The 21,296-nt window shown below is 53.8% G+C and carries 24 protein-coding genes; 16 read left to right on the forward strand and 8 right to left on the reverse strand.

The features are described 5' to 3' along the window. Nucleotides 1-138 precede the first annotated feature (138 nt). From rfaD to MUU47_RS14490, 5 genes are all read left to right on the forward strand, one after another. Nucleotides 139-1,092, forward strand: a complete 954-nt coding sequence (gene rfaD, locus MUU47_RS14470) for an ADP-glyceromanno-heptose 6-epimerase (RefSeq protein WP_159769107.1) — start codon at nucleotides 139-141, stop codon at nucleotides 1,090-1,092. Nucleotides 1,093-1,199: 107 nt separating this feature from the next. After that, nucleotides 1,200-2,246: an ADP-heptose--LPS heptosyltransferase RfaF gene (gene rfaF, locus MUU47_RS14475; protein WP_258988876.1), complete on the forward strand. Its 1,047-nt coding sequence runs from the start codon at nucleotides 1,200-1,202 to the stop codon at nucleotides 2,244-2,246. Nucleotides 2,247-2,249: 3 nt separating this feature from the next. Further along, nucleotides 2,250-3,236, forward strand: coding sequence for a lipopolysaccharide heptosyltransferase RfaC (gene rfaC / locus MUU47_RS14480; RefSeq protein ID WP_258988877.1), 987 nt, complete (start codon nucleotides 2,250-2,252; stop codon nucleotides 3,234-3,236). Then, nucleotides 3,229-4,332 (forward strand): putative lipopolysaccharide heptosyltransferase III, encoded by a 1,104-nt coding sequence (rfaQ, locus tag MUU47_RS14485; RefSeq protein WP_258988878.1) that lies wholly within the window; start codon nucleotides 3,229-3,231, stop codon nucleotides 4,330-4,332. The genes rfaC and rfaQ overlap by 8 nt, the downstream gene beginning before the upstream one ends. Then, nucleotides 4,329-5,438 (forward strand): glycosyltransferase family 4 protein, encoded by a 1,110-nt coding sequence (locus MUU47_RS14490; protein ID WP_258988879.1) that lies wholly within the window; start codon nucleotides 4,329-4,331, stop codon nucleotides 5,436-5,438. Before rfaQ ends, MUU47_RS14490 begins: the two co-directional genes overlap by 4 nt. On the opposite strand, the gene MUU47_RS14495 is transcribed toward MUU47_RS14490, so the two are convergent. Beyond that, nucleotides 5,417-6,520, reverse strand: a complete 1,104-nt coding sequence (locus MUU47_RS14495; RefSeq protein WP_258988880.1) for a glycosyltransferase family 4 protein — start codon at nucleotides 6,518-6,520, stop codon at nucleotides 5,417-5,419. The two genes, MUU47_RS14490 and MUU47_RS14495, sit on opposite strands and share 22 nt — an antisense overlap. Nucleotides 6,521-6,656: 136 nt before the next feature. Here MUU47_RS14495 and MUU47_RS14500 point away from each other — a divergent pair, with 136 nt between their 5' ends. The 4 genes from MUU47_RS14500 to coaD all read left to right on the forward strand — a co-directional run bounded on the left by MUU47_RS14500 (nucleotide 6,657) and on the right by coaD (nucleotide 10,254). After that, a complete protein-coding gene (locus MUU47_RS14500) occupies nucleotides 6,657-7,643 on the forward strand; it encodes a glycosyltransferase (RefSeq protein ID WP_258988881.1) in 987 nt (328 codons plus the stop codon). An 83-nt stretch (nucleotides 7,644-7,726) separates the two neighbouring features. Continuing rightward, nucleotides 7,727-9,001 (forward strand): lipid IV(A) 3-deoxy-D-manno-octulosonic acid transferase, encoded by a 1,275-nt coding sequence (gene waaA / locus MUU47_RS14505; protein WP_258988882.1) that lies wholly within the window; start codon nucleotides 7,727-7,729, stop codon nucleotides 8,999-9,001. Next, nucleotides 9,001-9,771: a glycosyltransferase family 2 protein gene (locus tag MUU47_RS14510; protein ID WP_258988883.1), complete on the forward strand. Its 771-nt coding sequence runs from the start codon at nucleotides 9,001-9,003 to the stop codon at nucleotides 9,769-9,771. Before waaA ends, MUU47_RS14510 begins: the two co-directional genes overlap by 1 nt. Nucleotides 9,772-9,774: 3 nt before the next feature. After that, nucleotides 9,775-10,254, forward strand: a complete 480-nt coding sequence (gene coaD / locus MUU47_RS14515; RefSeq protein WP_159769071.1) for a pantetheine-phosphate adenylyltransferase — start codon at nucleotides 9,775-9,777, stop codon at nucleotides 10,252-10,254. Here coaD and mutM read toward each other — a convergent pair whose 3' ends face one another. From mutM to radC, 4 genes are all read right to left on the reverse strand, one after another. Next, on the reverse strand, nucleotides 10,255-11,064 hold the full coding sequence (gene mutM / locus MUU47_RS14520) for a DNA-formamidopyrimidine glycosylase (protein ID WP_258988884.1): 810 nt from the start codon (nucleotides 11,062-11,064) through the stop codon (nucleotides 10,255-10,257). It lies immediately after the preceding gene. Nucleotides 11,065-11,162: 98 nt separating this feature from the next. Next, nucleotides 11,163-11,330, reverse strand: a complete 168-nt coding sequence (gene rpmG / locus MUU47_RS14525; protein WP_003024094.1) for a 50S ribosomal protein L33 — start codon at nucleotides 11,328-11,330, stop codon at nucleotides 11,163-11,165. Between the two features lie 20 nt (nucleotides 11,331-11,350). Beyond that, nucleotides 11,351-11,587 carry a 50S ribosomal protein L28 gene (rpmB, locus tag MUU47_RS14530; protein ID WP_002436699.1) on the reverse strand — a complete coding sequence of 79 codons (237 nt, stop codon included), beginning with the start codon at nucleotides 11,585-11,587 and terminating at the stop codon, nucleotides 11,351-11,353. Nucleotides 11,588-11,791: 204 nt separating this feature from the next. Next, nucleotides 11,792-12,460, reverse strand: coding sequence for a RadC family protein (gene radC, locus MUU47_RS14535; protein WP_258988885.1), 669 nt, complete (start codon nucleotides 12,458-12,460; stop codon nucleotides 11,792-11,794). Nucleotides 12,461-12,630: 170 nt separating this feature from the next. On the opposite strand from radC, the gene coaBC reads away from it, so the two are divergent. The 3 genes from coaBC to slmA all read left to right on the forward strand — a co-directional run bounded on the left by coaBC (nucleotide 12,631) and on the right by slmA (nucleotide 14,998). Next, nucleotides 12,631-13,845 (forward strand): bifunctional phosphopantothenoylcysteine decarboxylase/phosphopantothenate--cysteine ligase CoaBC, encoded by a 1,215-nt coding sequence (coaBC, locus tag MUU47_RS14540; protein ID WP_258988886.1) that lies wholly within the window; start codon nucleotides 12,631-12,633, stop codon nucleotides 13,843-13,845. Further along, complete coding sequence (dut, locus tag MUU47_RS14545) at nucleotides 13,823-14,281, forward strand: dUTP diphosphatase (RefSeq protein WP_166665219.1); 459 nt, start codon at nucleotides 13,823-13,825, stop codon at nucleotides 14,279-14,281. The genes coaBC and dut overlap by 23 nt, the downstream gene beginning before the upstream one ends. 120 nt (nucleotides 14,282-14,401) lie before the next feature. After that, nucleotides 14,402-14,998, forward strand: a complete 597-nt coding sequence (gene slmA, locus MUU47_RS14550) for a nucleoid occlusion factor SlmA (RefSeq protein ID WP_125354656.1) — start codon at nucleotides 14,402-14,404, stop codon at nucleotides 14,996-14,998. A gap of 30 nt (nucleotides 14,999-15,028) precedes the next feature. On the opposite strand, the gene pyrE is transcribed toward slmA, so the two are convergent. Then, nucleotides 15,029-15,670, reverse strand: coding sequence for an orotate phosphoribosyltransferase (gene pyrE / locus MUU47_RS14555; protein ID WP_110510334.1), 642 nt, complete (start codon nucleotides 15,668-15,670; stop codon nucleotides 15,029-15,031). A 63-nt stretch (nucleotides 15,671-15,733) separates the two neighbouring features. Further along, nucleotides 15,734-16,450 carry a ribonuclease PH gene (gene rph / locus MUU47_RS14560; RefSeq protein WP_110510335.1) on the reverse strand — a complete coding sequence of 239 codons (717 nt, stop codon included), beginning with the start codon at nucleotides 16,448-16,450 and terminating at the stop codon, nucleotides 15,734-15,736. 250 nt (nucleotides 16,451-16,700) lie between these two features. Between rph and MUU47_RS14565 the strand changes: the two genes are divergently transcribed. Both MUU47_RS14565 and MUU47_RS14570 read left to right on the forward strand, forming a co-directional pair. Next, a complete protein-coding gene (locus MUU47_RS14565; RefSeq protein ID WP_258967706.1) occupies nucleotides 16,701-17,564 on the forward strand; it encodes a YicC/YloC family endoribonuclease in 864 nt (287 codons plus the stop codon). Between the two features lie 223 nt (nucleotides 17,565-17,787). Then, nucleotides 17,788-18,405 (forward strand): trimeric intracellular cation channel family protein, encoded by a 618-nt coding sequence (locus tag MUU47_RS14570; protein ID WP_110510337.1) that lies wholly within the window; start codon nucleotides 17,788-17,790, stop codon nucleotides 18,403-18,405. On the opposite strand, the gene ligB is transcribed toward MUU47_RS14570, so the two are convergent. Beyond that, the gene (gene ligB / locus MUU47_RS14575; protein ID WP_258988976.1) at nucleotides 18,402-20,072 is read right to left on the reverse strand and encodes an NAD-dependent DNA ligase LigB; all 1,671 of its coding nucleotides are present in this window, start codon (nucleotides 20,070-20,072) and stop codon (nucleotides 18,402-18,404) included. The genes MUU47_RS14570 and ligB overlap by 4 nt on opposite strands. A gap of 262 nt (nucleotides 20,073-20,334) precedes the next feature. Here ligB and gmk point away from each other — a divergent pair, with 262 nt between their 5' ends. Further along, nucleotides 20,335-20,958 (forward strand): guanylate kinase, encoded by a 624-nt coding sequence (gene gmk / locus MUU47_RS14580; protein ID WP_258988887.1) that lies wholly within the window; start codon nucleotides 20,335-20,337, stop codon nucleotides 20,956-20,958. A gap of 53 nt (nucleotides 20,959-21,011) precedes the next feature. After that, nucleotides 21,012-21,287 (forward strand): DNA-directed RNA polymerase subunit omega, encoded by a 276-nt coding sequence (gene rpoZ, locus MUU47_RS14585; RefSeq protein ID WP_110510340.1) that lies wholly within the window; start codon nucleotides 21,012-21,014, stop codon nucleotides 21,285-21,287. Nucleotides 21,288-21,296 lie beyond the last annotated feature (9 nt).

Genomic DNA, 21,296 nt, shown 5'->3' on the forward strand with positions numbered 1-21,296 from the left:
GTTAAGCATTTTTGTAGCATAAATCACGTGTATCCTTGCGGGTTGTCGGTGAATGTGAAGACTCTGCGTAGTGATGGTATGATAAGAACCATTAGCGTCCGGGATAGTCCCGGTCACCCACATTCAAAGGTTATCGTTATGATCATCGTTACCGGCGGCGCAGGCTTTATCGGCAGCAACATTATTAAAGCCCTGAATGATAAAGGCATCACTGACATCCTGGTGGTGGACAACCTGAAAGACGGCACCAAATTCGTTAACCTGGTCGACCTGAATATCGCCGACTATATGGATAAAGAAGATTTTCTGATCCAGATTATGTCTGGCGAAGAGATGGGCGAAATCGAAGCCGTCTTCCACGAAGGTGCCTGCTCTTCCACCACTGAGTGGGACGGCAAGTACATGATGGATAACAACTATCAGTATTCCAAAGAACTGCTGCACTACTGCCTGGAGCGCGAAATCCCGTTCCTGTACGCCTCTTCTGCAGCAACCTACGGCGGCCGCACGTCTGACTTTATCGAGTCTCGCGAGTATGAAAAGCCGCTGAACGTTTACGGCTACTCCAAATTCCTGTTCGACGAATACGTGCGTCAAATCCTGCCAGAAGTGGATTCTCCGGTTGTCGGTTTCCGTTACTTCAACGTCTACGGACCGCGCGAAGGCCATAAAGGCAGCATGGCGAGCGTAGCGTTCCACCTCAACACCCAGTTGAACAATGGCGAAAGCCCGAAACTGTTCGAAGGCAGCGACAGCTTTAAGCGCGACTTCGTTTACGTCGGCGATGTTGCCGCGGTGAACCTGTGGTTCTGGGAAAACGGCGTGTCCGGCATTTTCAACCTCGGCACTGGCCGCGCGGAATCCTTCCAGGCCGTGGCAGATGCAACGCTTGCGTATCACCAGAAAGGCAGCATTGAGTACATTCCGTTCCCGGAAAAACTCAAAGGCCGCTATCAGGCGTTTACTCAGGCTGACCTGACTAACCTGCGTGCTGCGGGCTACGATAAGCCATTCAAAACCGTTGCCGAAGGCGTGACGGAATACATGCACTGGCTGAACCGCGACAGCGATACAAATTCACAAAATCATTGAAGCGGTATCAAGGCGGCAACTGAGTGACCCCCCAGGAGCATAGGATAACGATGTGACTGGGGTGAATGAAGGCAGCCAACGCAGAGACAGCTTGAAGGATGAAGTGAATGAAGATATTGGTGATTGGCCCGTCATGGGTGGGCGACATGATGATGTCGCAAAGTCTCTATCGCACGCTCAAGGCGCGCTATCCCCAGGCGATCATTGATGTGATGGCACCCGCGTGGTGCCGTCCGCTTTTATCGCGTATGCCGGAAGTGAATGAAGCCATCCCAATGCCGCTCGGTCACGGTGCGCTTGAAATTGGCGAACGCCGTCGGCTCGGGCGCAGTCTGCGTGAAAAACGCTACGATCGCGCTTACGTCCTGCCGAACTCTTTCAAATCGGCGCTGGTCCCGTTCTTTGCGGGAATTTCGCAACGTACCGGCTGGCGTGGCGAAATGCGCTACGGTTTACTGAATGACGCCCGCGTCCTCGACAAAGCAGCCTGGCCGCTGATGGTCGAGCGCTATGTCGCGCTGGCGTATAACAAAGGTTTCATACGTTCTGCGAAAGATTTACCGCAGCCGCTGCTCTGGCCACAGCTCCAGGTCAGCGAAAGTGAAAAATTACAGGTAGCTTGCGCATTTTCGCTTTCCACTGAACGCCAGATGATTGGCTTCTGCCCCGGTGCGGAATTTGGTCCGGCAAAACGCTGGCCGCATTATCACTATGCAGAACTGGCAAAACAGCTGATCGACGAAGGTTACCAGGTGGTGTTATTCGGCTCAGCCAAAGACCACGATGCCGGGAACGAGATCCTGGCGACGCTCAGCCAGGAACAGCAGGCCTGGTGCCGCAACCTGGCGGGTGAAACGCAGCTTGAACAAGCCGTGGTTCTGCTTGCCGCCTGTAAAGCGGTCGTCACCAATGATTCTGGTCTGATGCACGTCGCCGCAGCGCTGAACCGGCCACTGGTTGCGCTATATGGCCCAAGCAGCCCGGATTTCACGCCGCCGCTGTCGCACAAAGCCAAGGTTATCCGCCTGATTACGGGCTACCACAAAGTGCGAAAAGGCGACGGCGAAGAGGGTTATCATCAGAGCCTGATAGACATTACACCAGACCGTGTGCTGGAAGAGTTAAACCAGCTGCTGCTGGCCGAGGACGCATAACGGATGCGCGTATTGATCGTTAAAACGTCCTCAATGGGCGATGTGCTCCACACATTACCTGCGCTGACCGACGCCGTTCAGGCGATTCCTGGTATCCGTTTTGACTGGGTGGTTGAAGAAGGATTTGCACAAATTCCCGGCTGGCACGCCGCAGTAGACAAGGTTATCCCGGTGGCAATCCGCCGCTGGCGCAAAGCGTGGTTCTCAGCCCCCGTTAAGGCCGAACGCCTCGCGTTTCGCCAAAAAGTGCAGGCCGAAAAGTATGACGCCATCATCGACGCCCAAGGACTGGTGAAAAGCGCGGCGCTGGTCACACGCCTCGCGCACGGCATCAAGCACGGTATGGACTGGCAAAGCGCCCGTGAACCGCTGGCGAGCCTGTTCTACAACCGCCGTCATCACATCGAAAAACAGCAGCATGCGGTCGAACGCACCCGCGAGCTGTTCGCGAAAAGCCTCGGCTATACAAAGCCCGATGCGCAGGGTGATTATGCGATTGCGCAGCACTTTGTGAACACTGACTGCGCCACGGCGACGCCTTACCTCGTATTTCTGCATGCCACCACGCGCGACGACAAACACTGGCCGGAATCCCACTGGCGGGAGCTGATTGCAAAACTGGCAGGTAGCGGTCTGAACATCAAACTGCTGTGGGGCGCGCCGCATGAAGAAAGCAGAGCAGAACGTTTAGCCGAAGGCCATGATTACGCTGAAGTGCTACCGAGAATGAGCCTTGAAAAGGTAGCCGACATCCTTGCTGGCGCGCGTGCGGTCGTGTCGGTCGATACCGGACTCAGCCATTTAACGGCTGCGCTGGATCGCCCGAACATCACGCTTTATGGCCCTACCGATCCAGGCCTTATCGGTGGCTATGGAAAAAACCAACACATTTGCCGTCCTGATAGCTCATCGCAACTGAGCGACCTGAGTGCGGCGACCGTTTATGAGCGATTAAACACCTTACTGGCCGCAGAGAGTCATCATGCTTGATTTTTTCTCACCGAATCGTCCGCCAAAGCGAGTTCTGATCGTTAAGCTGCGCCATCACGGGGATGTGCTGCTAACGTCCCCGGTCTTTACCGTGTTGAAGAAAAACTGGCCCGACGTCGAAGTCGATGCGCTGGTCTATGATGATACGCAGGCCATGTTGACCAACCATCCGTCGATTAATCAGGTGCATACCATCGGGCGCAACTGGCGTAAGCAGGGTTTTATCAAACAGCTGACGCTGTATCGGGCATTGCTCAATACCCTGAAAGCCCGCGATTACGACGTACTGATCAATCTGACAGAGCATTGGCACGGCGCGCGTCTGGCCCGTCGCCTGAAACCACGCGTGTCTGTTGGCTTCAAGCCGGATAAACGCACTGGTCTGGCACGTCGTCGCTGGGTAAACTCCTTTACTACGCTCTACCCTGCCATTCAGGACAATTCGCGCCATATGGTTGAGGTGAATCTGGATGCGCTGCGCCATATCGGCATTCATCCGCAAACGGCCGAAGACAAAAACACGCTGTTCGTGCCGGGTGACGAAGCGGAAGCCTCAATCGTGCAAAAGTTGGCGGATTTCGGCGTTGTTTCAAAATCATATGTGCTGGTACACCCGACCTCTCGCTGGATGTTTAAAGCCTGGTCGCTGGATAAGCTTGCCGTCACTATCGATACGCTTTCCGCGCGCGGTCTGCCGATTATTCTTTCTGCGGCACCGTCCAAAGAAGAGAGCGAATACATGGATGGTCTGCGGGCACTGCTCACCCAGCCGTACCATGATTTAAGCGGAAAACTGAATTTAAAAGAACTGGGCGCATTAATGAAGCATGCCCGGCTCTATTTTGGCGTCGATTCCATGCCGATGCATTTGGCGAGCGCGGTGGGAACGCCCACGGTCGCCATCTTCGGCCCAACCGGTGCGATTAAATGGGCACCGTGGGGCGTGCAGTACCGGGTTATTACCGCAGGTTTTACCTGTCAGCCTTGTGGAAAAGCGGGCTGCGGGGATAGCCATGTTTCAGATTGCATCACTGCCATCACCTCTCAGCAGGTACTGAGCGCGATTGATACACTGCTTCTGGAAAACCCGGCATGAAGCTCGCTATCGTCAGACAAACCTATAACCCTAACGGCGGTGCAGAACGATTCGTCTCCCGCGCGCTGAATGTGTTGGCCCGCGATACCGAAATCGATGTCACCCTGATCGCACGAAAATGGGAAAATGCGGCAGGCTGGAATACATTGACTATCGACCCACCGTTTCGCAATCGCCAGGCTCGCGAAGAAGGTTTTGCTGCAGCTGCAGCTGCGCATTTTAAGGATTTTGATCTCGTCCAGAGCCACGAACGCATCCCCGGCGCATCCATTTTCCGCGCAGGTGACGGCGTTCATGCAGCCTGGCTCGAGCAATACAACCGTATTCAGTCGCCTCTGACCCGCTGGGCGCAGTCTTTTAGCCGTTACCACCGCTACATTCTCAGCGCTGAACAGCAGATGTTTACCCACTCTAACCTGCGCAAAGTTATCTGTAACTCGCGTATGGTGCGGGATGATATCGCCCGCCGTTTTGGCCTGAGCGACGATAAGCTGACGGTGATTTATAACGGGGTCGATACCCAGCATTTTCACCCCGACGTGCGTCAGACTTCAATGCGTGGTCGTCTTGGCATTCCGGATAACGCGCCAGTGCTGGCGTATGTTGGCTCCGGTTTCACCCGTAAAGGCGTGGCCACGGCGCTAAAAGCGATTCAACCGCACCAGGATGTCTGGCTGTTAATCGCAGGTCACGATAAGCATGCATCAAAATTTGCGAAGCTTGCCAGTACGTTAGGTGTCTCTGATCGCGTGAAATTTCTCGGGCCAGTTTCAGATGTGCGTGAAGTCTACGGCAGCGCAGACGCACTTATTTTACCGACGCTGTACGATCCGTTCCCGAACGTCTGTGTAGAAGCCCTGGCCTGCGGTTTACCGCTGTTGACCAGCAACGGCTGCGGCGCAGCGGAGTGGATTGAGGAAGGAAGCAACGGCTGGGTTCGTGACGCGCTTGACGTTCCGGGATACCAGCAAGCGATCGCTGCCTGGCTAGAAGGACGCCATCGTGGCGTTGATTACGCGGCGGCGGCACGCGCCACCGCAGAACCCTATACGCTTGAAAGCATGGCCAACAAACTGCAGGACCTTTACCGCGAACTGCTGGACTGAGTCGCGTCGGTAAAGACCTTCTCCATCGCCGTCAGCATGCATTCACGGGTAAAATGAGAATTAAGATACTCATTCCCCTGGCTTGCCAGTTGGCGGCGCAACACTGGGTCATGATACAGCGTGAGAATGGCATCACGCAGTCCCTCTACGTCCTGCTGTGCAATCAGTAGCCCCGTCTTCCTGTCGATAACCGCATCTGCCGTCCCGCCTGCATCCGTCGCGATTGTCGCAATACCTGTCGCTAAAGATTGCAGCACACCTTGTGGTACACCTTCCATGTCGTGGGAAGGACTGATGGCAATATCAAATGCCGGGAACCAGCGTTCCGGATCGGGCTGATGACCCGCCAGTACCACACGCGTTAAGAGATTGTGTTGGATAACTTCACTTTCCAGCACTTCACGATGCGGACCATCGCCCACAATGACGACCTTAATTCCCGGGATATTGATTTGCGCCAGCGCCTTGAGCAGTACGCTATGGCCTTTATTCGGTCTTAAATGCGATACCACACCCAGCCAAAAATCACCCTGACTAAGATCGCAGTGATTGCGGGCAGCATCTTTGTCACCAGGATGAAAACGCGAGGTATCGACTCCGCTAGGCACGGAAGTGGTGTTTTCCAGCGGCACACCCAGGGCCACCATTTGCAACCGCAGCGCTTCTCCTGTGGAGACAATATGCTTGCAGGCTTTACGGTAAAGCCAACGCGTCGTCCAGTTATTGCGAGGCACACCGGATGCATGGCGCGTGCGAATGAGCGGAAGTGGGCGAGATAAGAACAGGTTTGCCAGGGCAACAAGCCAGGTATCAGCGGAGTTATGACTATTAATAACGTCGATAGTGTCCCGATTGTCGCTAATCCAACGGCGTAACGTTCGTAAATTACCGATGTTCTTACGCTTCAGCGGCATGGTCACCACGTTGAGTCCTGCCGAGAGCGCCAGCTGATGCAGCGGGGCAGATTCAGGGCAGAGGATAGTCACCTGGTGTCCACGCTGTATCATGCCCAGAGATTCGTTGATGATACGCAGCGGTTGACCGCCTTTTCCGCCGTCTGCTTCGGTGTGGACAATGTGCATAGGGTTCCTGTCGATGGACTGCCTGAAAGTAAACGGATTATATCGCCAGTACGCGCTGCCAACAAAGAGGCAACTTCAGGGATGCAGTGTATAATGCCGCCACACCAAGCGTGGCGTGCAACTAAACGGAGAGTCCATGTCCGAACAACCCCTTCTGAGTCTCGTTGTCGCGGTATATAACGGCGAAAAATTTCTCAGTGCCTTTTTTGACAGCATCACAAACCAGCATATCGACAACCTGGAAATGATTCTTGTGAATGATGGTTCAACTGATAACTCTGCTGAGATCCTGAACCGCTACGCCAGTAAATTTTCGAATTATCGAGTGATTGAGCAAGCCAATCAGGGGGTTTCTGCCGCAAGAAATACCGGACTGGCTGTTGCCACAGGTCAGTATTTGGCTTTCCCGGATATTGACGATGTCATCTATCCCGGCATGTATCCACGTTTACTGGAGATTGCCATTCAAAACCAGCTTGATGTTGCGACCTGTAATGGGACTTACGTCTACGATGATGGCCGCCCATCCAAAAAAATATTCCCCTCCGACAAGCTAACTTCTACCGGCGTGTTGGCGGGTACTACCTGGCTTCAACAAGCGTTATCTTCCCGTAAATTCCTGCATGTCACTTGGCTGAACATCTACCGTCATGCATTTATCAAAAACCAGGGATTCACCTTTGAGCATGGGCTACGCCACCAGGATATCCCATGGACAACTGAAGTACTGCTAACCGCGAAACGCGTGCAGTACATTGATGAGACTTACTATGATTATCTGATTCATTCTGCGTCAGTTTCACATACACCGGGTACGGACGATACGCGGATCCGTAACTCCCAGCACTACATGAAAATCCTCGAAATGCTGAACGATATTAATCAGCGTTACCCGCAGCAGGTCTCACTCGCTCCAGCCTGTCGATGGCAAATTGCAAAAGAAGGCCTCGGAATATTGCATAGTATCAATAACATATCCGACAAACAGAAACGCAAAATGATTACCCAGGAACTCTTCGACCGGGGCATCTGGAAGATGATCTGGAACAATGCCCGAGGGCTTCGCCAGCACTGGCGTTTAGGCCGTCGCTACTTCCGTTTGAAACGTTATCTGACCGATTGAACGTCCAGATTCCCAAAGGGATAGCTTTAAGCACGCTAAATGCTTAGAATTTGCCCGCCGAAGTATAAAAACGGATAACTCGCTTGGAATTTCTGTATACCACCTTGCTCTACCTGATTCAGCCGCTGGTCTGGCTGCGGTTATTGTTGCGCAGCCGAAAGGCGCCCGCGTACCGTAAACGCTGGGCTGAGCGCTATGGCTTTTGCAAAAATAAGGTAGTGCCTGATGGCATACTGCTGCACTCCGTCTCCGTAGGCGAGACGTTGGCCGCCATTCCGCTGGTGCGTGCGCTGCGCCATCGTTACCCGTCATTACCGATAACCGTCACAACCATGACGCCAACCGGTTCTGAACGGGCAATGTCCGCCTTCGGCAAAGATGTGCAGCATGTCTATCTGCCGTACGATTTACCCGGCGCGATGAACCGCTTCTTCAATACCACGCGTCCGAAGCTGGTTATCGTGATGGAAACCGAGCTATGGCCAAACATGGTTGCCGCGCTGCATAAGCGCAAAATCCCGCTGGTGATTGCCAATGCGCGTCTGTCTGAACGCTCAGCTAAAGGCTACGGCAAGCTCGGCAAATTTATGCGTCGACTACTGAGCCGCATCACTCTGATTGCTGCGCAGAACGAAGAGGACGGTAACCGTTTCCTCGCGTTGGGCCTCAAACGCAATCAGCTCACTATTACCGGTAGCCTCAAATTTGATATCTCCGTGACGCCAGAACTGGCGGCACGTGCGGTGACGTTACGTCGCCAGTGGGCGCCGCATCGCCAGGTGTGGATCGCAACCAGCACCCATGACGGCGAAGAAAAAATCATCCTCGACGCCCATAAAAAGCTGCTGGAAACTTTCCCGGACCTGCTGCTGATTCTGGTGCCGCGCCATCCTGAACGCTTTGCTGACGCCCGTGAACTGGTGCAGAAAGCAGGTATGCCGTTTACCCTGCGCAGTACGGGTGAAATTCCTTCCGCTGCGACTCAGGTGGTCATCGGCGATACCATGGGTGAGCTGATGCTGCTGTACGGAATTGCTGACCTGGCCTTTGTCGGCGGCAGTCTCGTCGAACGTGGTGGACACAACCCGCTGGAACCGGCCGCGCATGCCATTCCGGTATTGATGGGCCCGCATACCTTCAATTTCAAAGACATCTGCGCCAAACTTCAGCAGGATGACGGGCTCATCACGGTCACCGATATGGACACGCTGGTGAAAGAAGTCTCTACGCTGCTGACTGATGAAGATTACCGCCTCTGGTATGGCCGCCATGCCGTCGAAGTGCTTCATCAGAATCAGGGTGCGCTTGCCCGTCTGCTACAGTTACTGCAACCCTATCTGCCTCAGCGGAGCCACTAATGCCAACTCGCCTGTCGGTGGTGATGATCGCCAAAAATGCTGCCGATCTGCTGCCGGATTGCCTGGCATCAGTGCAATGGGCTGACGAGATTGTTCTGCTGGACTCCGGCAGCGACGACAACACCGTTGAACTGGCAAGAAGTCTTGGCGCGCAAGTCCATGTAAACACCGACTGGCAGGGCTACGGCATTCAGCGCCAGCGCGCGCAGGCACTCGCCACCGGCGATTATGTGTTCATGATCGACACCGACGAACGCGTTACGCCTGAGCTCGAAAAATCCCTTCGCGACGCCCTTGCGGCCCCGGAACCGGGCGCCGTTTACAGTATCGCTCGCCGTAACTATTTTCTCGGTCGTTTTATGCGTCACAGCGGCTGGTATCCTGACAGAGTTCTGCGTCTTTACGAACGCGAGCGCTGGCAGTACAACGATAATCGAGTGCATGAATCCCTCGACAGTCGCGGCGCAAAAGTTGTTGAGCTAAAGGGCGATTTGAAGCATCTGACCTGTCGTGATTTTGCTGAGTTCCAGCGTAAACAGCTGGCTTACGCCACGGCATGGGCGCAGGAACGTCATCAGAAAGGCAAGAAAACCTCACTGGCAGGTATTTTTGGTCACACCCTGGGCGCGTTAATCAAAACGCTTATCCTGCGTGGCGGCGTTCTGGATGGCGCACAGGGCTGGCTGCTGTCGGTCGTGAACGCGCAGTATACGTTTAACAAGTACACCGAGCTGTGGGCGCTGAACCGCGGCTTTAGCAAAAAGGCGTGAGTCATGAGCACAAAAGCCATCTATCCAGGCACGTTTGATCCCATCACCAACGGCCATCTCGACATCGTTACCCGCGCCAGCTGCATGTTCGATAAAGTGCTGCTGGCCATCGCGTCCAGCCCAAGTAAAAAACCGATGTTTGACCTGGATGAACGCGTCGCGTTAGCCAGCCAAGCGACGTCACACCTGACTAATGTGGAAGTGGTGGGTTTTAGTGACCTGATGGCAAATTTTGCCCGCGCACAGCAGGCCAACATCTTGATTCGGGGTTTACGGGCGGTGGCGGATTTCGAATACGAAATGCAGCTGGCACACATGAATCGCCACCTGATGCCGGAGCTTGAGAGCGTGTTCCTGATGCCATCAAAAGAGTGGTCGTTTATTTCTTCGTCACTGGTGAAAGAAGTGGCGCGCCACGATGGCGACGTCGCCCACTTCCTGCCGCCTGCTGTCCATCAGGCGCTGATGGACAAGCTGAAATAATCACTTCTGGCAGCGGCGGCAGTAAAATGTTGCCCGCTGCGCATGCTTCGTCGCGATAATCGGCGAGCCGCAGACCCGACAAGGTTCATCCTTCCGACCGTAGACCTGCAATTCTTGAGCAAAATAGCCCGGCTTACCGTCGCTTTGCAGGAAATCTTTCAGCGTCGTCCCGCCCTGTTCAATAGAGCGCAGCAGCACCGCCTTGATGACACGCACCAATAACGCGCACTCCTCCGCAGAAAGCGATGACGCAAGCCTGTCAGGGTGAATGCCTGCGGCAAACAGCGACTCGCTGGCATAGATGTTCCCCACCCCGACCACCAACTTGTTATCCATCAACCACGGTTTGATCGGCGTTTTCTTTTTCGCACACTTCTCGCGGAAGTTATCGGTGTTAAAAGCCTCACTCAGAGGTTCCGGGCCGAGATGTGCCAGCACGCTGTGGCCTTCCAGCTCTTTGGTCCATAGCCACGCGCCGAATCGGCGAGGGTCAGTGTAACGCAGCACTTTGCCGTTACTCATCACCAGGTCGACATGATCGTGCTTCTCTGGCGCTCGTTCTTCGGCGAGGATACGCAAACTTCCCGACATCCCGAGGTGGATGATTATCCAGCCGTCAGGCAGCTCAAGCAGCAGGTATTTGGCGCGACGCTGAACGCTGAGTACGGGCTTATCGCTGAGGCTATGAATTTCCGCAGATACGGGCCAGCGCAGTCGGCCGTTGCGAACAATCACATGCAGGATGGTCTCACCGACCAGATGCGGCTCTATACCGCGACGGCTGGTCTCGACCTCTGGTAATTCAGGCATGACGTCTCCAAAGATAATGCGGGATACGTTCTATTATGGGGATGAGCAGAAAACAAAAAACCCCGCCGAGGCGGGGTTTATATACAAGAAAACTAAAATTATTTGATTTTAGCTTCTTTGTACAGAACGTGCTGACGGACAACTGGATCGAACTTTTTCAGTTCCAGTTTTTCCGGCTTAGTACGCTTGTTCTTCGTGGTGGTATAGAAGTGACCAGTACCAGCAGAAGAAACCAGCTTGATTTTCTCACGAATACCTTTAGCCATGATTTAATTCCTCTTAGTACTTAGTACTTTTCGCCACGGGCACGCAGTTCAGACAGAACTGTATCGATGCCTTTCTTGTCAATTACACGCATACCTTTAGCAGATACACGCAGGGTGACAAAGCGCTTCTCGCTCTCAACCCAGAAACGGTGAGAGTGCAGGTTCGGCAGGAAACGGCGCTTAGTCGCGTTCAGTGCGTGGGAACGGTTGTTACCGGTCACCGGACGCTTGCCAGTTACTTGGCAGACTCGGGACATGTCTATTCTCCAAAAATCAAATTAGCTCGAGCTTCGTATAGGGTATTGGCGCCTCGTCAGGCTGCTACAGCCCGGTCTGACGGTTCTAAGTGAACTCGTATAGCCAGGCCCAAATGCCAAACCCGAGATTCTCAAAGGTGGCGTAGTATACGCTGACTCCGCGGTGTGCTCAAGTCCCGAACAGACAAAGATCCCGGTGGATCGCTAAATCCATCCGTGTTCAGCAAAAGAAATTATCTCTCCTTTGCCGACAATCAAGTGATCGAGGACGCTTATCTCCATGAAGTGACAGCACTTTATCACTCTTTCGGTGATGATTCTATCCGCTTTACTAGGCTGAGCACTGCCTGAAGGATGATTATGTGCGAGTATCAGCGCCGCCGCATTGACCTTAATGGCCTCGCGGACTATCTCGCGAGGGTGAACTTCGACATGACTCAACGTCCCGCTGAACATCCGGCTATGCTTTAACACCCTGTTTTGGCTATCTAAGAAGATAACCATGAAGATCTCACGCTCTTCTTTCGCCAGCTGACTTTGCAGAAATTCACGCGTGGCATGAGGGCTGCTCAGCGGGTTTTCCTGCATCATCAGCTGAAGAGTAAAAAAACGCCGCGCCAGTTCGGCAATCCCTTTGAGTTGGGCATATTTGGCGATGCCAATGCCGTCCATCCTGAGAAGTTCAGACTCTGGTGCCAGCAGCAAGCCGTGCAACGAACCAAAATGTTTCAGCAAATAATCGGCGAAAGAAAGCACATCTCGTCGCTGCGTACCTGTTCGTAAAAACAGGGCCAGCAGTTCAACATCACTGAGTACTTCAATCCCATCGGTTTGCATTTTTTCACGCGGCAAAATCCGTTCAACGTCTTCCATACGTCTTCTCCTTTTGACGACAGCTATCTTGCCATGCGCCCCCTCATGCTCACGACAGCGGATTGCCACACTTGCGTAACGCCTCGCAAAGTGGATTTTCCTTTGCAGCACGACAACGGAGGGATTGTGATAAAATGGGCGCATTCCGATGTCTTCCACAGGAAAGAATCATGTTAAGCCTGGCCGGTAAAAAAATCGTTCTTGGCGTCAGCGGAGGTATCGCTGCTTACAAAACGCCGGAACTGGTGCGCCGCTTGCGCGAACGTGGCGCAGAAGTCCGTGTCGCCATGACAGACGCTGCGAAAGCCTTCATCACGCCATTGAGCCTTCAGGCGGTATCCGGTTTCCCGGTGTCCGACAGCCTGCTGGACCCTGCCGCCGAAGCCGCGATGGGTCATATTGAGCTCGGAAAATGGGCTGACCTGGTGATTTTAGCCCCGGCAACCGCCGACCTCATCGCCCGCATTGCCGCAGGCATGGCCAATGATCTGGTCTCTACCATTTGCCTCGCCACTGCGGCCCCAGTCGCCGTCGTACCGGCGATGAATCAGCAGATGTACCGTGCAGCAGCGACCCAGCATAACCTGGACACGCTCGCTTCACGTGGGCTGCTGCTCTGGGGCCCAGACAGTGGTAGCCAGGCCTGTGGCGATATCGGCCCAGGCCGTATGCTGGATCCGCTGGTGATTGTCGAGATGGCGGCAACGCATTTTTCGCCTGTCAAAGACCTGCAACATCTCAATATCATGATTACCGCAGGCCCTACCCGCGAACCGTTAGATCCGGTGCGTTACATCACCAACCACAGTTCCGGTAAAATGGGCTTCGCGATTGCAGCAGCAGCAGCACAGCGTGGCGCTAACGTCACACTTGTCAGCGGCCCTGTTGCAATGGCTACGCCGCCATTCATTCAGCGCATCGATGTAACGACGGCGCTGGAAATGGAAGCTGCGGTCCAGAAAAATGCGCAAAATCAGCACATTTTTATTGGCTGCGCAGCGGTTGCTGACTATCGTGCAGCAGCCATTTCGGACGAGAAGATTAAAAAGCAAGGCGATGAATTAACGATAAAAATGATTAAAAATCCGGATATCGTTGCTGGTGTTGCCGCGCTCACGACCTCTCGTCCTTATGTCGTAGGGTTTGCCGCAGAAACAAATAATGTGGAAGAATATGCGCAGCAAAAGCGAGCCCGCAAGAATCTTGATCTGATCTGCGCGAATGATGTATCGCAAGAAAATCAAGGGTTTAATAGCGATAACAACGCATTACACCTTTTCTGGCAGGATGGAGATAAAGTCTTACCGCTTGCGCGAAAGGAACTCCTGGGCCAACTACTACTGGACGAGATCGTTACCCGTTATGATGAAAAAAATCGACGTTAAGATTATGGACCCGCGTGTTGGCGAGCAATTCCCGCTGCCGACATACGCCACCTCCGGCTCTGCCGGACTTGACCTGCGAGCCTGTCTTGATGAAGCCGTAGAACTGGCTCCTGGCGCAACCACACTGCTGCCAACGGGCCTGGCTATTCATATCGCGGATTCCTCCCTGGCAGCCGTTATCCTGCCGCGTTCCGGTCTCGGCCATAAGCACGGTGTCGTGCTGGGTAATCTGGTCGGCCTTATCGACTCAGATTATCAGGGCCAGCTGATGGTTTCCGTCTGGAACCGTGGTCAGCAGAGCTTTACCATCGAGCCGGGCGAACGTATTGCCCAGATGGTGTTTGTTCCTGTCGTTCAGGCAGAGTTCAACCTGGTGGAAGAGTTTGACGCCACCGATCGTGGCGAAGGCGGCTTCGGCCATTCAGGACGCAAATAAGCCGTTCTGAAGCAGCATCCAGCAGCGAAATAATGCAATAACATCACCGCAAGCGCTTGTTTGCGGTCGTTGTGTGGATGTCCGCCTGACGAGTGTTTATTTTCAGGGGTATTTGAAAACATGGCAGAAAAACAAACCGCGAAACGGAATCGTCGCGAAGAAATACTTCAATCTCTGGCGCTTATGCTTGAATCCAGCGATGGTAGTCAACGTATTACTACCGCAAAGCTGGCCGCCTCAGTGGGCGTTTCCGAAGCGGCGTTGTATCGCCATTTCCCAAGCAAAACCCGGATGTTTGACAGCCTGATCGAGTTCATCGAAGACAGCCTGATCACCCGTATCAATCTGATTTTGAAAGATGAAAAAGACACCAACGCCCGTTTGCGTCTGATTGTGCTATTGATTCTCGGTTTCGGTGAACGTAACCCGGGTCTGACACGCATTCTGACCGGTCATGCCCTGATGTTTGAACAGGACAGACTGCAGGGTCGCATCAACCAGCTTTTCGAGCGCATTGAAGCTCAGCTGCGTCAGGTATTACGCGAAAAGAAAATGCGCGAAGGCGAAGGCTACGTTAACGATGAAACGCTGCTGGCTGGCCAGATTCTGGCGTTCTGCGAAGGGATGCTTTCCCGCTTTGTGCGCAGTGAATTCAAATACTGCCCAACGGAAGATTTTGATGCCCGCTGGCCGCTGGTTGCGGCGCAACTCCAGTAAACAAACCGGGCGCGATGCCCGGTTTCTTTTTTATACGCCAAACTCTTCTCGATACGCCCGGACTGCCGCCAGATGGTCGGCCATCTCCGGCTTTTCTTCCAGGTATGCAATCAGGTCTTTCAGAGTGATAATAGAAATCACCTGACAACCATAGTCACGCTCAACTTCCTGAATCGCAGAAATTTCCCCGCGTCCGCGCTCCTGGCGGTTCAGCGAAATCAGCACACCCGCAAGCGTTGCGCCATTAGCCTGGATGATTTCCATCGACTCACGGATAGCCGTTCCAGCGGTGATCACATCGTCGACCAGCATGATTCGGCCTTCGAGCGGACTGCCCACCAGGTTGCCACCTTCGCCATGGGTTTTGGCTTCTTTGCGATTAAAGCAGTACGGCACATCGCGATCGTGATGTTCAGCCAGTGCGACCGCGGCAGTCGTGGCAATCGGGATACCTTTATACGCTGGGCCAAACAGCAGGTCGAAATCGATGCCTGAATCCATTAGCGCTTCAGCGTAAAAACGGCCTAACAGCGCCAAATCGCGCCCGGTATTAAACAGCCCGGCATTAAAGAAATAGGGACTTTTGCGCCCGGATTTCAGCGTGAATTCGCCGAACTTTAATACCTGCTTGTTAAGCGCAAATTCAATAAACTGGCGCTGATACGGTTTCATGGATTCGCTCCTCATCCTGTTTTCTACAGACAAAAAAAGGGCGACTCATCAGTCGCCCTCTAATTAATTTTCTAACGCCGCTTTCTGCGTCGTGACAATGGATTCGATTCCCCCTCGGGCCAAAGCCAACAAGGTAAGAAGTTCCTCATGGGTGAACGGTTCGCCTTCTGCCGTCCCCTGCACTTCGATGATGCGGCCATCTTCGGTCATCACCACGTTCATGTCAGTTTCTGCGGCGGAATCTTCAACGTATTCCAGGTCGCACAGCGCTTCACCAGCAACGATACCGACGGAAACCGCCGCAACCATGCCTTTCATCGGGTTGGTTTTAAGTTTACCGGCAGCAACCAGTTTGTTCAGGGCATCAGCCAGGGCTACACAGGCACCGGTAATGGATGCGGTACGCGTGCCGCCATCAGCCTGGATGACGTCGCAGTCCAGCGTAATGGTGAATTCACCCAGCGTTTTCAGGTCAACGGCAGCGCGCAGGGCACGAGCGATCAGACGCTGAATTTCCATGGTACGGCCACCCTGCTTGCCTTTCGCGGCTTCGCGGGCGTTGCGGGTGTGGGTAGAACGCGGCAGCATGCCGTATTCGGCGGTGATCCAGCCCTGGCCCTGTCCTTTCAGAAAACGCGGGACGCCTTCGTCAATGGATGCAGTGCAAAGCACTTTGGTATCACCGAATTCGACCAGCACAGAGCCTTCAGCGTGTTTGGTGTAGTTACGGGTCAGGGTTACGGGACGCACCTGATGAGCGCTACGGCCTGCTGGACGCATGATGATATCTCCGGCTTAAAACGAATGTGGCTGCGCATTATACACAAAATCATTTAGGTTGCATCGCGGCGGCAACTGAGCGAATCCCCAGGAGCTTACATCAGTAAGTGACTGGGGTGAGCGAAGGTAGCCAACAAAGAAGCAGCCTAAAGGATGACGTGTATATACGGATTAAGGACGCATATTCCTATCATGAGAAAGCCCCGCTAGCTATAATCCCCCCATCTCTCCTTTAAAAACAGGAACGTCTATGATCCGCAGTATGACCGCCTACGCCCGTCGTGAAATCAAAGGTGAATGGGGCAGTGCCGCGTGGGAATTGCGCTCGGTAAACCAGCGTTATCTCGAAACTTACTTCCGCATGCCGGAACAGTTCCGTAGCCTGGAGCCGGTTGTGCGTGAGCGTATCCGTGCCCGTCTGACGCGTGGCAAGGTCGAATGTACCCTGCGTTTTGAACAAGATCCGAGCGCGACCGGCGAGCTCATTCTCAACGAAAAGTTGGCGAAACAGCTGGTCACGGCGGCCAACTGGGTCAAAATGCAGAGCGACGAGGGCGAAGTTAACCCGGTTGATATTCTGCGTTGGCCGGGGGTTATGGCCGCTCAGGAGCAAGATCTTGATGCTATCACCGCTGAAATCCTCTCTGCCCTTGATGGCGCACTGGATGACTTCATCGTTGCCCGTGAAACTGAAGGCACCGCGCTGAAAGCACTCATTGAACAGCGTCTTGACGGCGTCAGCGCCGAAGTTGTCAAAGTCCGTGCGCATATGCCTGAAATTCTCCAGTGGCAGCGCGAGCGTCTGGTCTCGAAGCTTGAAGATGCGCAGGTGCAACTTGAGAACAATCGCCTCGAGCAGGAATTGGTCATGATGGCTCAGCGTATTGACGTCGCTGAAGAGCTTGATCGTCTCGAAGCCCATGTGAAAGAAACCTGGAACATCCTGAAAAAGAAAGAGGCTGTGGGTCGTCGCCTCGACTTTATGATGCAGGAGTTCAACCGTGAATCGAACACGCTGGCGTCTAAATCCATCAACAGTGAAGTCACCACCTCCGCCATCGAGCTGAAAGTGCTGATTGAACAGATGCGCGAGCAGATTCAGAACATCGAATAAGCGAACAGGCCCGGTTCACGCCGGGCTTTTCACCCCCCGGACTTCAACGCGCGTTAAACAGCATACTTTTACTAATCCATAAAAAAGCAATATCGCCTTAGACTGGCCTATAGCTGTCATTTCAAATAACAAAAACTAATCCTTTTCAGTTTGCCTTAGAAAATCTCAATCGCTACCAACCGCACAAATCGCTAATCTGCCGCTCTGACTTGCGAGGGCAATTATGCTGCTACATATTCTTTATCTCATCGGGATCACCGCGGAAGCGATGACGGGCGCGCTGGCAGCCGGACGTCGCCGGATGGATACGTTTGGCGTTATCATCATTGCCACTGCCACCGCGCTCGGCGGCGGTTCGGTGCGCGATATCCTGCTCGGACACTACCCTCTGGGTTGGGTTAAACACCCGGAATACGTGATTATTGTTGCCATCGCCGCAGTGCTGACAACCATCGTTGCCCCCGTGATGCCACATCTGCGTCGCCTGTTCCTCGTTCTTGATGCGCTTGGCCTGGTGGTGTTCTCCATCATCGGCGCCCAGATTGCGCTGGACATGGGAGAAGGCCCGGTAATCGCCTGTATCGCAGCCGTGGTAACGGGCGTCTTTGGCGGCGTGTTACGCGATATGTTCTGTAAGCGCATCCCACTGGTGTTCCAGAAAGAGCTGTACGCTGGGGTCTCGTTTGCTTCTGCGGTGCTGTATATCGCCCTACAGAACTATGTCAGCAACCACGATGTGGTGGTGATTGCCACGCTGTTGTTCGGCTTTACCATGCGCATGCTGGCGCTCCGTCTAAAACTGGGTCTGCCGGTATTTCATTACAAGCACAACGCGCATTAATTCTTAAAGCCAGCAATCCCCTGCTCCGTAAGCCACTGAGCCAGGGCGCTCACCTGCGAGTCACCCAGCCAGCGCCTCAGTTGGCTGGTTTTGGTTTTTCCGGTCATAGGCAACGTCTGCCACTCCTCTTCTTTCATCTGTTCAAGCTGCTGCCAGGTACGCCCTGCAAGACTCGGTAGCGCCTTTTGATTCAGCGGCATCCCCATCGCCTGTAGCCATTGGACAAAAGGCTGCTGCCTGGCAAAGTCAAATTTGTGCCACACCTGGCGGGCTCTGTCACTCGAGAACCCCGGCGTTTGCTGGAGCTGGGTTTCACTGAGCGTTAACCAGGAAAAAAGATGCGCGAAGTGGTGGGTCTCATTGAGCTGCCGCCAGAGCGATACCCCCACACCGTCGAGGTGCAACTGCTGACTTACCCATACCAGCCGCGCCAAAAACTGCGGCTGGCACTGTTCTGTATTCCAGTAGCAGGTTAACGAATCAAAGGTGCCTTGTGGCGGCAATGGCTTGGTCCTGTCGGTTGTTCGCCAGGCTACATCATCAATTCTTGGGATCCCTTGACCGGCAAGGCTGATGTTCAACCGATCGCCGGGCGCAATATCCCGCTCCTGCCAGCGTTTTAGCGAGCCAACGTTGACCCGCCGAACCTGTTTGTCATCGAGCAAAATGGGCACCAGATGCGCCACGACGGCTATCTTGCCTGTACGACCCACGCTGAACTCAATCGATTTCACTTCGGCGATTTGCGTCGCCGGGGGATATTTCCACGCGATTACCCAGTTGCCCTCTCCGGGCAGCCAATTTCGAGATTCAGGCTCTTTCGCCGCGCGGACCACAACGCCATCGGTGGCAAAAGGCAGCGGCGAGGTAAACCAGTGCTGGCGAAGCGTAGAGACATCCGAAATCGCCTTTACCGGTCGTGAATAATCAGCGACCAGTGGATACCCGGCTTCGCTTAGCAACCTCAGCCGTTCAGACATTTGCGCCGGGCCATCTGGCCAGGCCCAAATAAACACAGATAATTCATCGAGCAAGGTTGAACCCGATTTACGCAGCATAGCCCCGGACACTTTAGACCGGGCATTCATACCCCCCATTTGCTGCTGTATATGCCCTTCTTGCCGAAGGAACAGCTCCCCTTGCAGAACGCTGTCTACAAGGCGGCCTTGCACCGTTTTGGGAATAGCGGGAATTTGAAGCGCTTTGCGGGTCCAGTCTTCACCCGCACGACCATTGCCCCGGCTAATAGCCTGCACGAGCACGCCCTTGCGATACACCAACGTTATCGCCACTCCGTCGACTTTGGGCTGAACCCACAGATCTGTCTTGTCATGCATCCACTGAGAGACTGCCAAACTGTCTTTCAGCTTTTTGACGCCTGTATGCGCCACCGGATGCGTAAGCTCTCCTTTAATATCCGGCAGCGCAGGTTCCTCAGCGGGATTGCCAAAACAGCGCCGCCACTGCTGTAACTCCGCGCTAAGTTGATCGAATTTTTCATCGCTTATCCCACTGCCACCGGACTGCCAATAAGCGTCGTTCCATTCGTCTATCTGTCGTTGTAGACGGTCAATTTCCTGTATCGCTCTGGCATCCGACCACGCCGGACAAACGGCTTGCGCACTCAACGTTAACGCTATCAGCAGCACTGCTAAAATCCCTCTTATCCCTGTCATTTTTTGTCTCCTGCTCGTTTACGACAGGTTGTAGCGCGAACAAAAACAGGTGACGAGAGGGGTTTTTCGGTATTGCGCGCATGCTCCAGAAGAATTTGTGTTGTTGCTGCAACAGTCAGAAAAATCAGGAAAGGCGTGCGCAAAAGGGAAGAAACTGACGTAAAAAGTGTGACAAAGGCTACGTCACGCAGCGGCGACGTGTATAATAGGCTCGTATGTAGACTTTCTTTCGACTCACATACACAAGACTCTCATGGCTCAAGGCACGCTTTATATTGTTTCTGCCCCTAGTGGCGCGGGTAAATCCAGTCTGATTCAGGCATTACTGAAAACCCAACCGTTATACGACACCCAGGTTTCTGTTTCACACACCACGCGCGCGCCGCGTCCGGGTGAAGTTCACGGTGAGCATTATTTCTTTGTCGATCACGCCGATTTTAAAACGATGATTGGCCGGGACGCGTTTCTTGAGCACGCCGAAGTGTTTGGAAATTATTATGGTACGTCGCGTGAAACCATCGAGCAGGTTCTGAAAACCGGCGTAGATGTGTTTCTTGATATCGACTGGCAGGGTGCGCAGCAAATCCGCAAAGCTATGCCCGAATCACGCAGTATCTTTATTCTGCCGCCGTCTAAAGACGAACTCGACCGCCGACTACGCGGCCGTGGCCAGGATAGCGAAGAAGTTATCGCCAAACGTATGGCGCAGGCTGTAGCGGAAATGAGCCACTACGCCGAATACAACTATCTGATTGTGAACGATGATTTTGATACCGCCCTGGGCGATTTGAAAACCATTATTCGCGCTGAACGTCTGCGCATGAGCCGTCAAAAGCAACGCCATGACGCTTTAATCAGCAAATTATTGGCAGACTGAACACACATTCAGTATCATGCCCAGTCATTTCGTCATCTGTGGAGCTTTGAAATATGGCACGCGTAACTGTTCAGGACGCTGTAGAGAAAATTGGTAACCGTTTTGACCTGGTGCTGGTCGCCGCGCGTCGCGCTCGTCAGATGCAGACAGGCGGTAAAGATCCGCTGGTACCAGAAGAGAACGACAAAACCACCGTAATCGCGCTGCGCGAAATCGAAGAAGGTCTGATCAACAACCAGATCCTCGACGTTCGTGATCGTCAGGAACAGCAAGAGCAGGAAGCCGCAGAACTGCAGGCCGTTACCGCCATTGCTGAAGGTCGTCGTTAATTAACCCTG

It is taken from the genome of Scandinavium hiltneri (genome assembly GCF_024764835.1).
Taxonomy (GTDB): domain Bacteria; phylum Pseudomonadota; class Gammaproteobacteria; order Enterobacterales; family Enterobacteriaceae; genus Scandinavium; species Scandinavium hiltneri.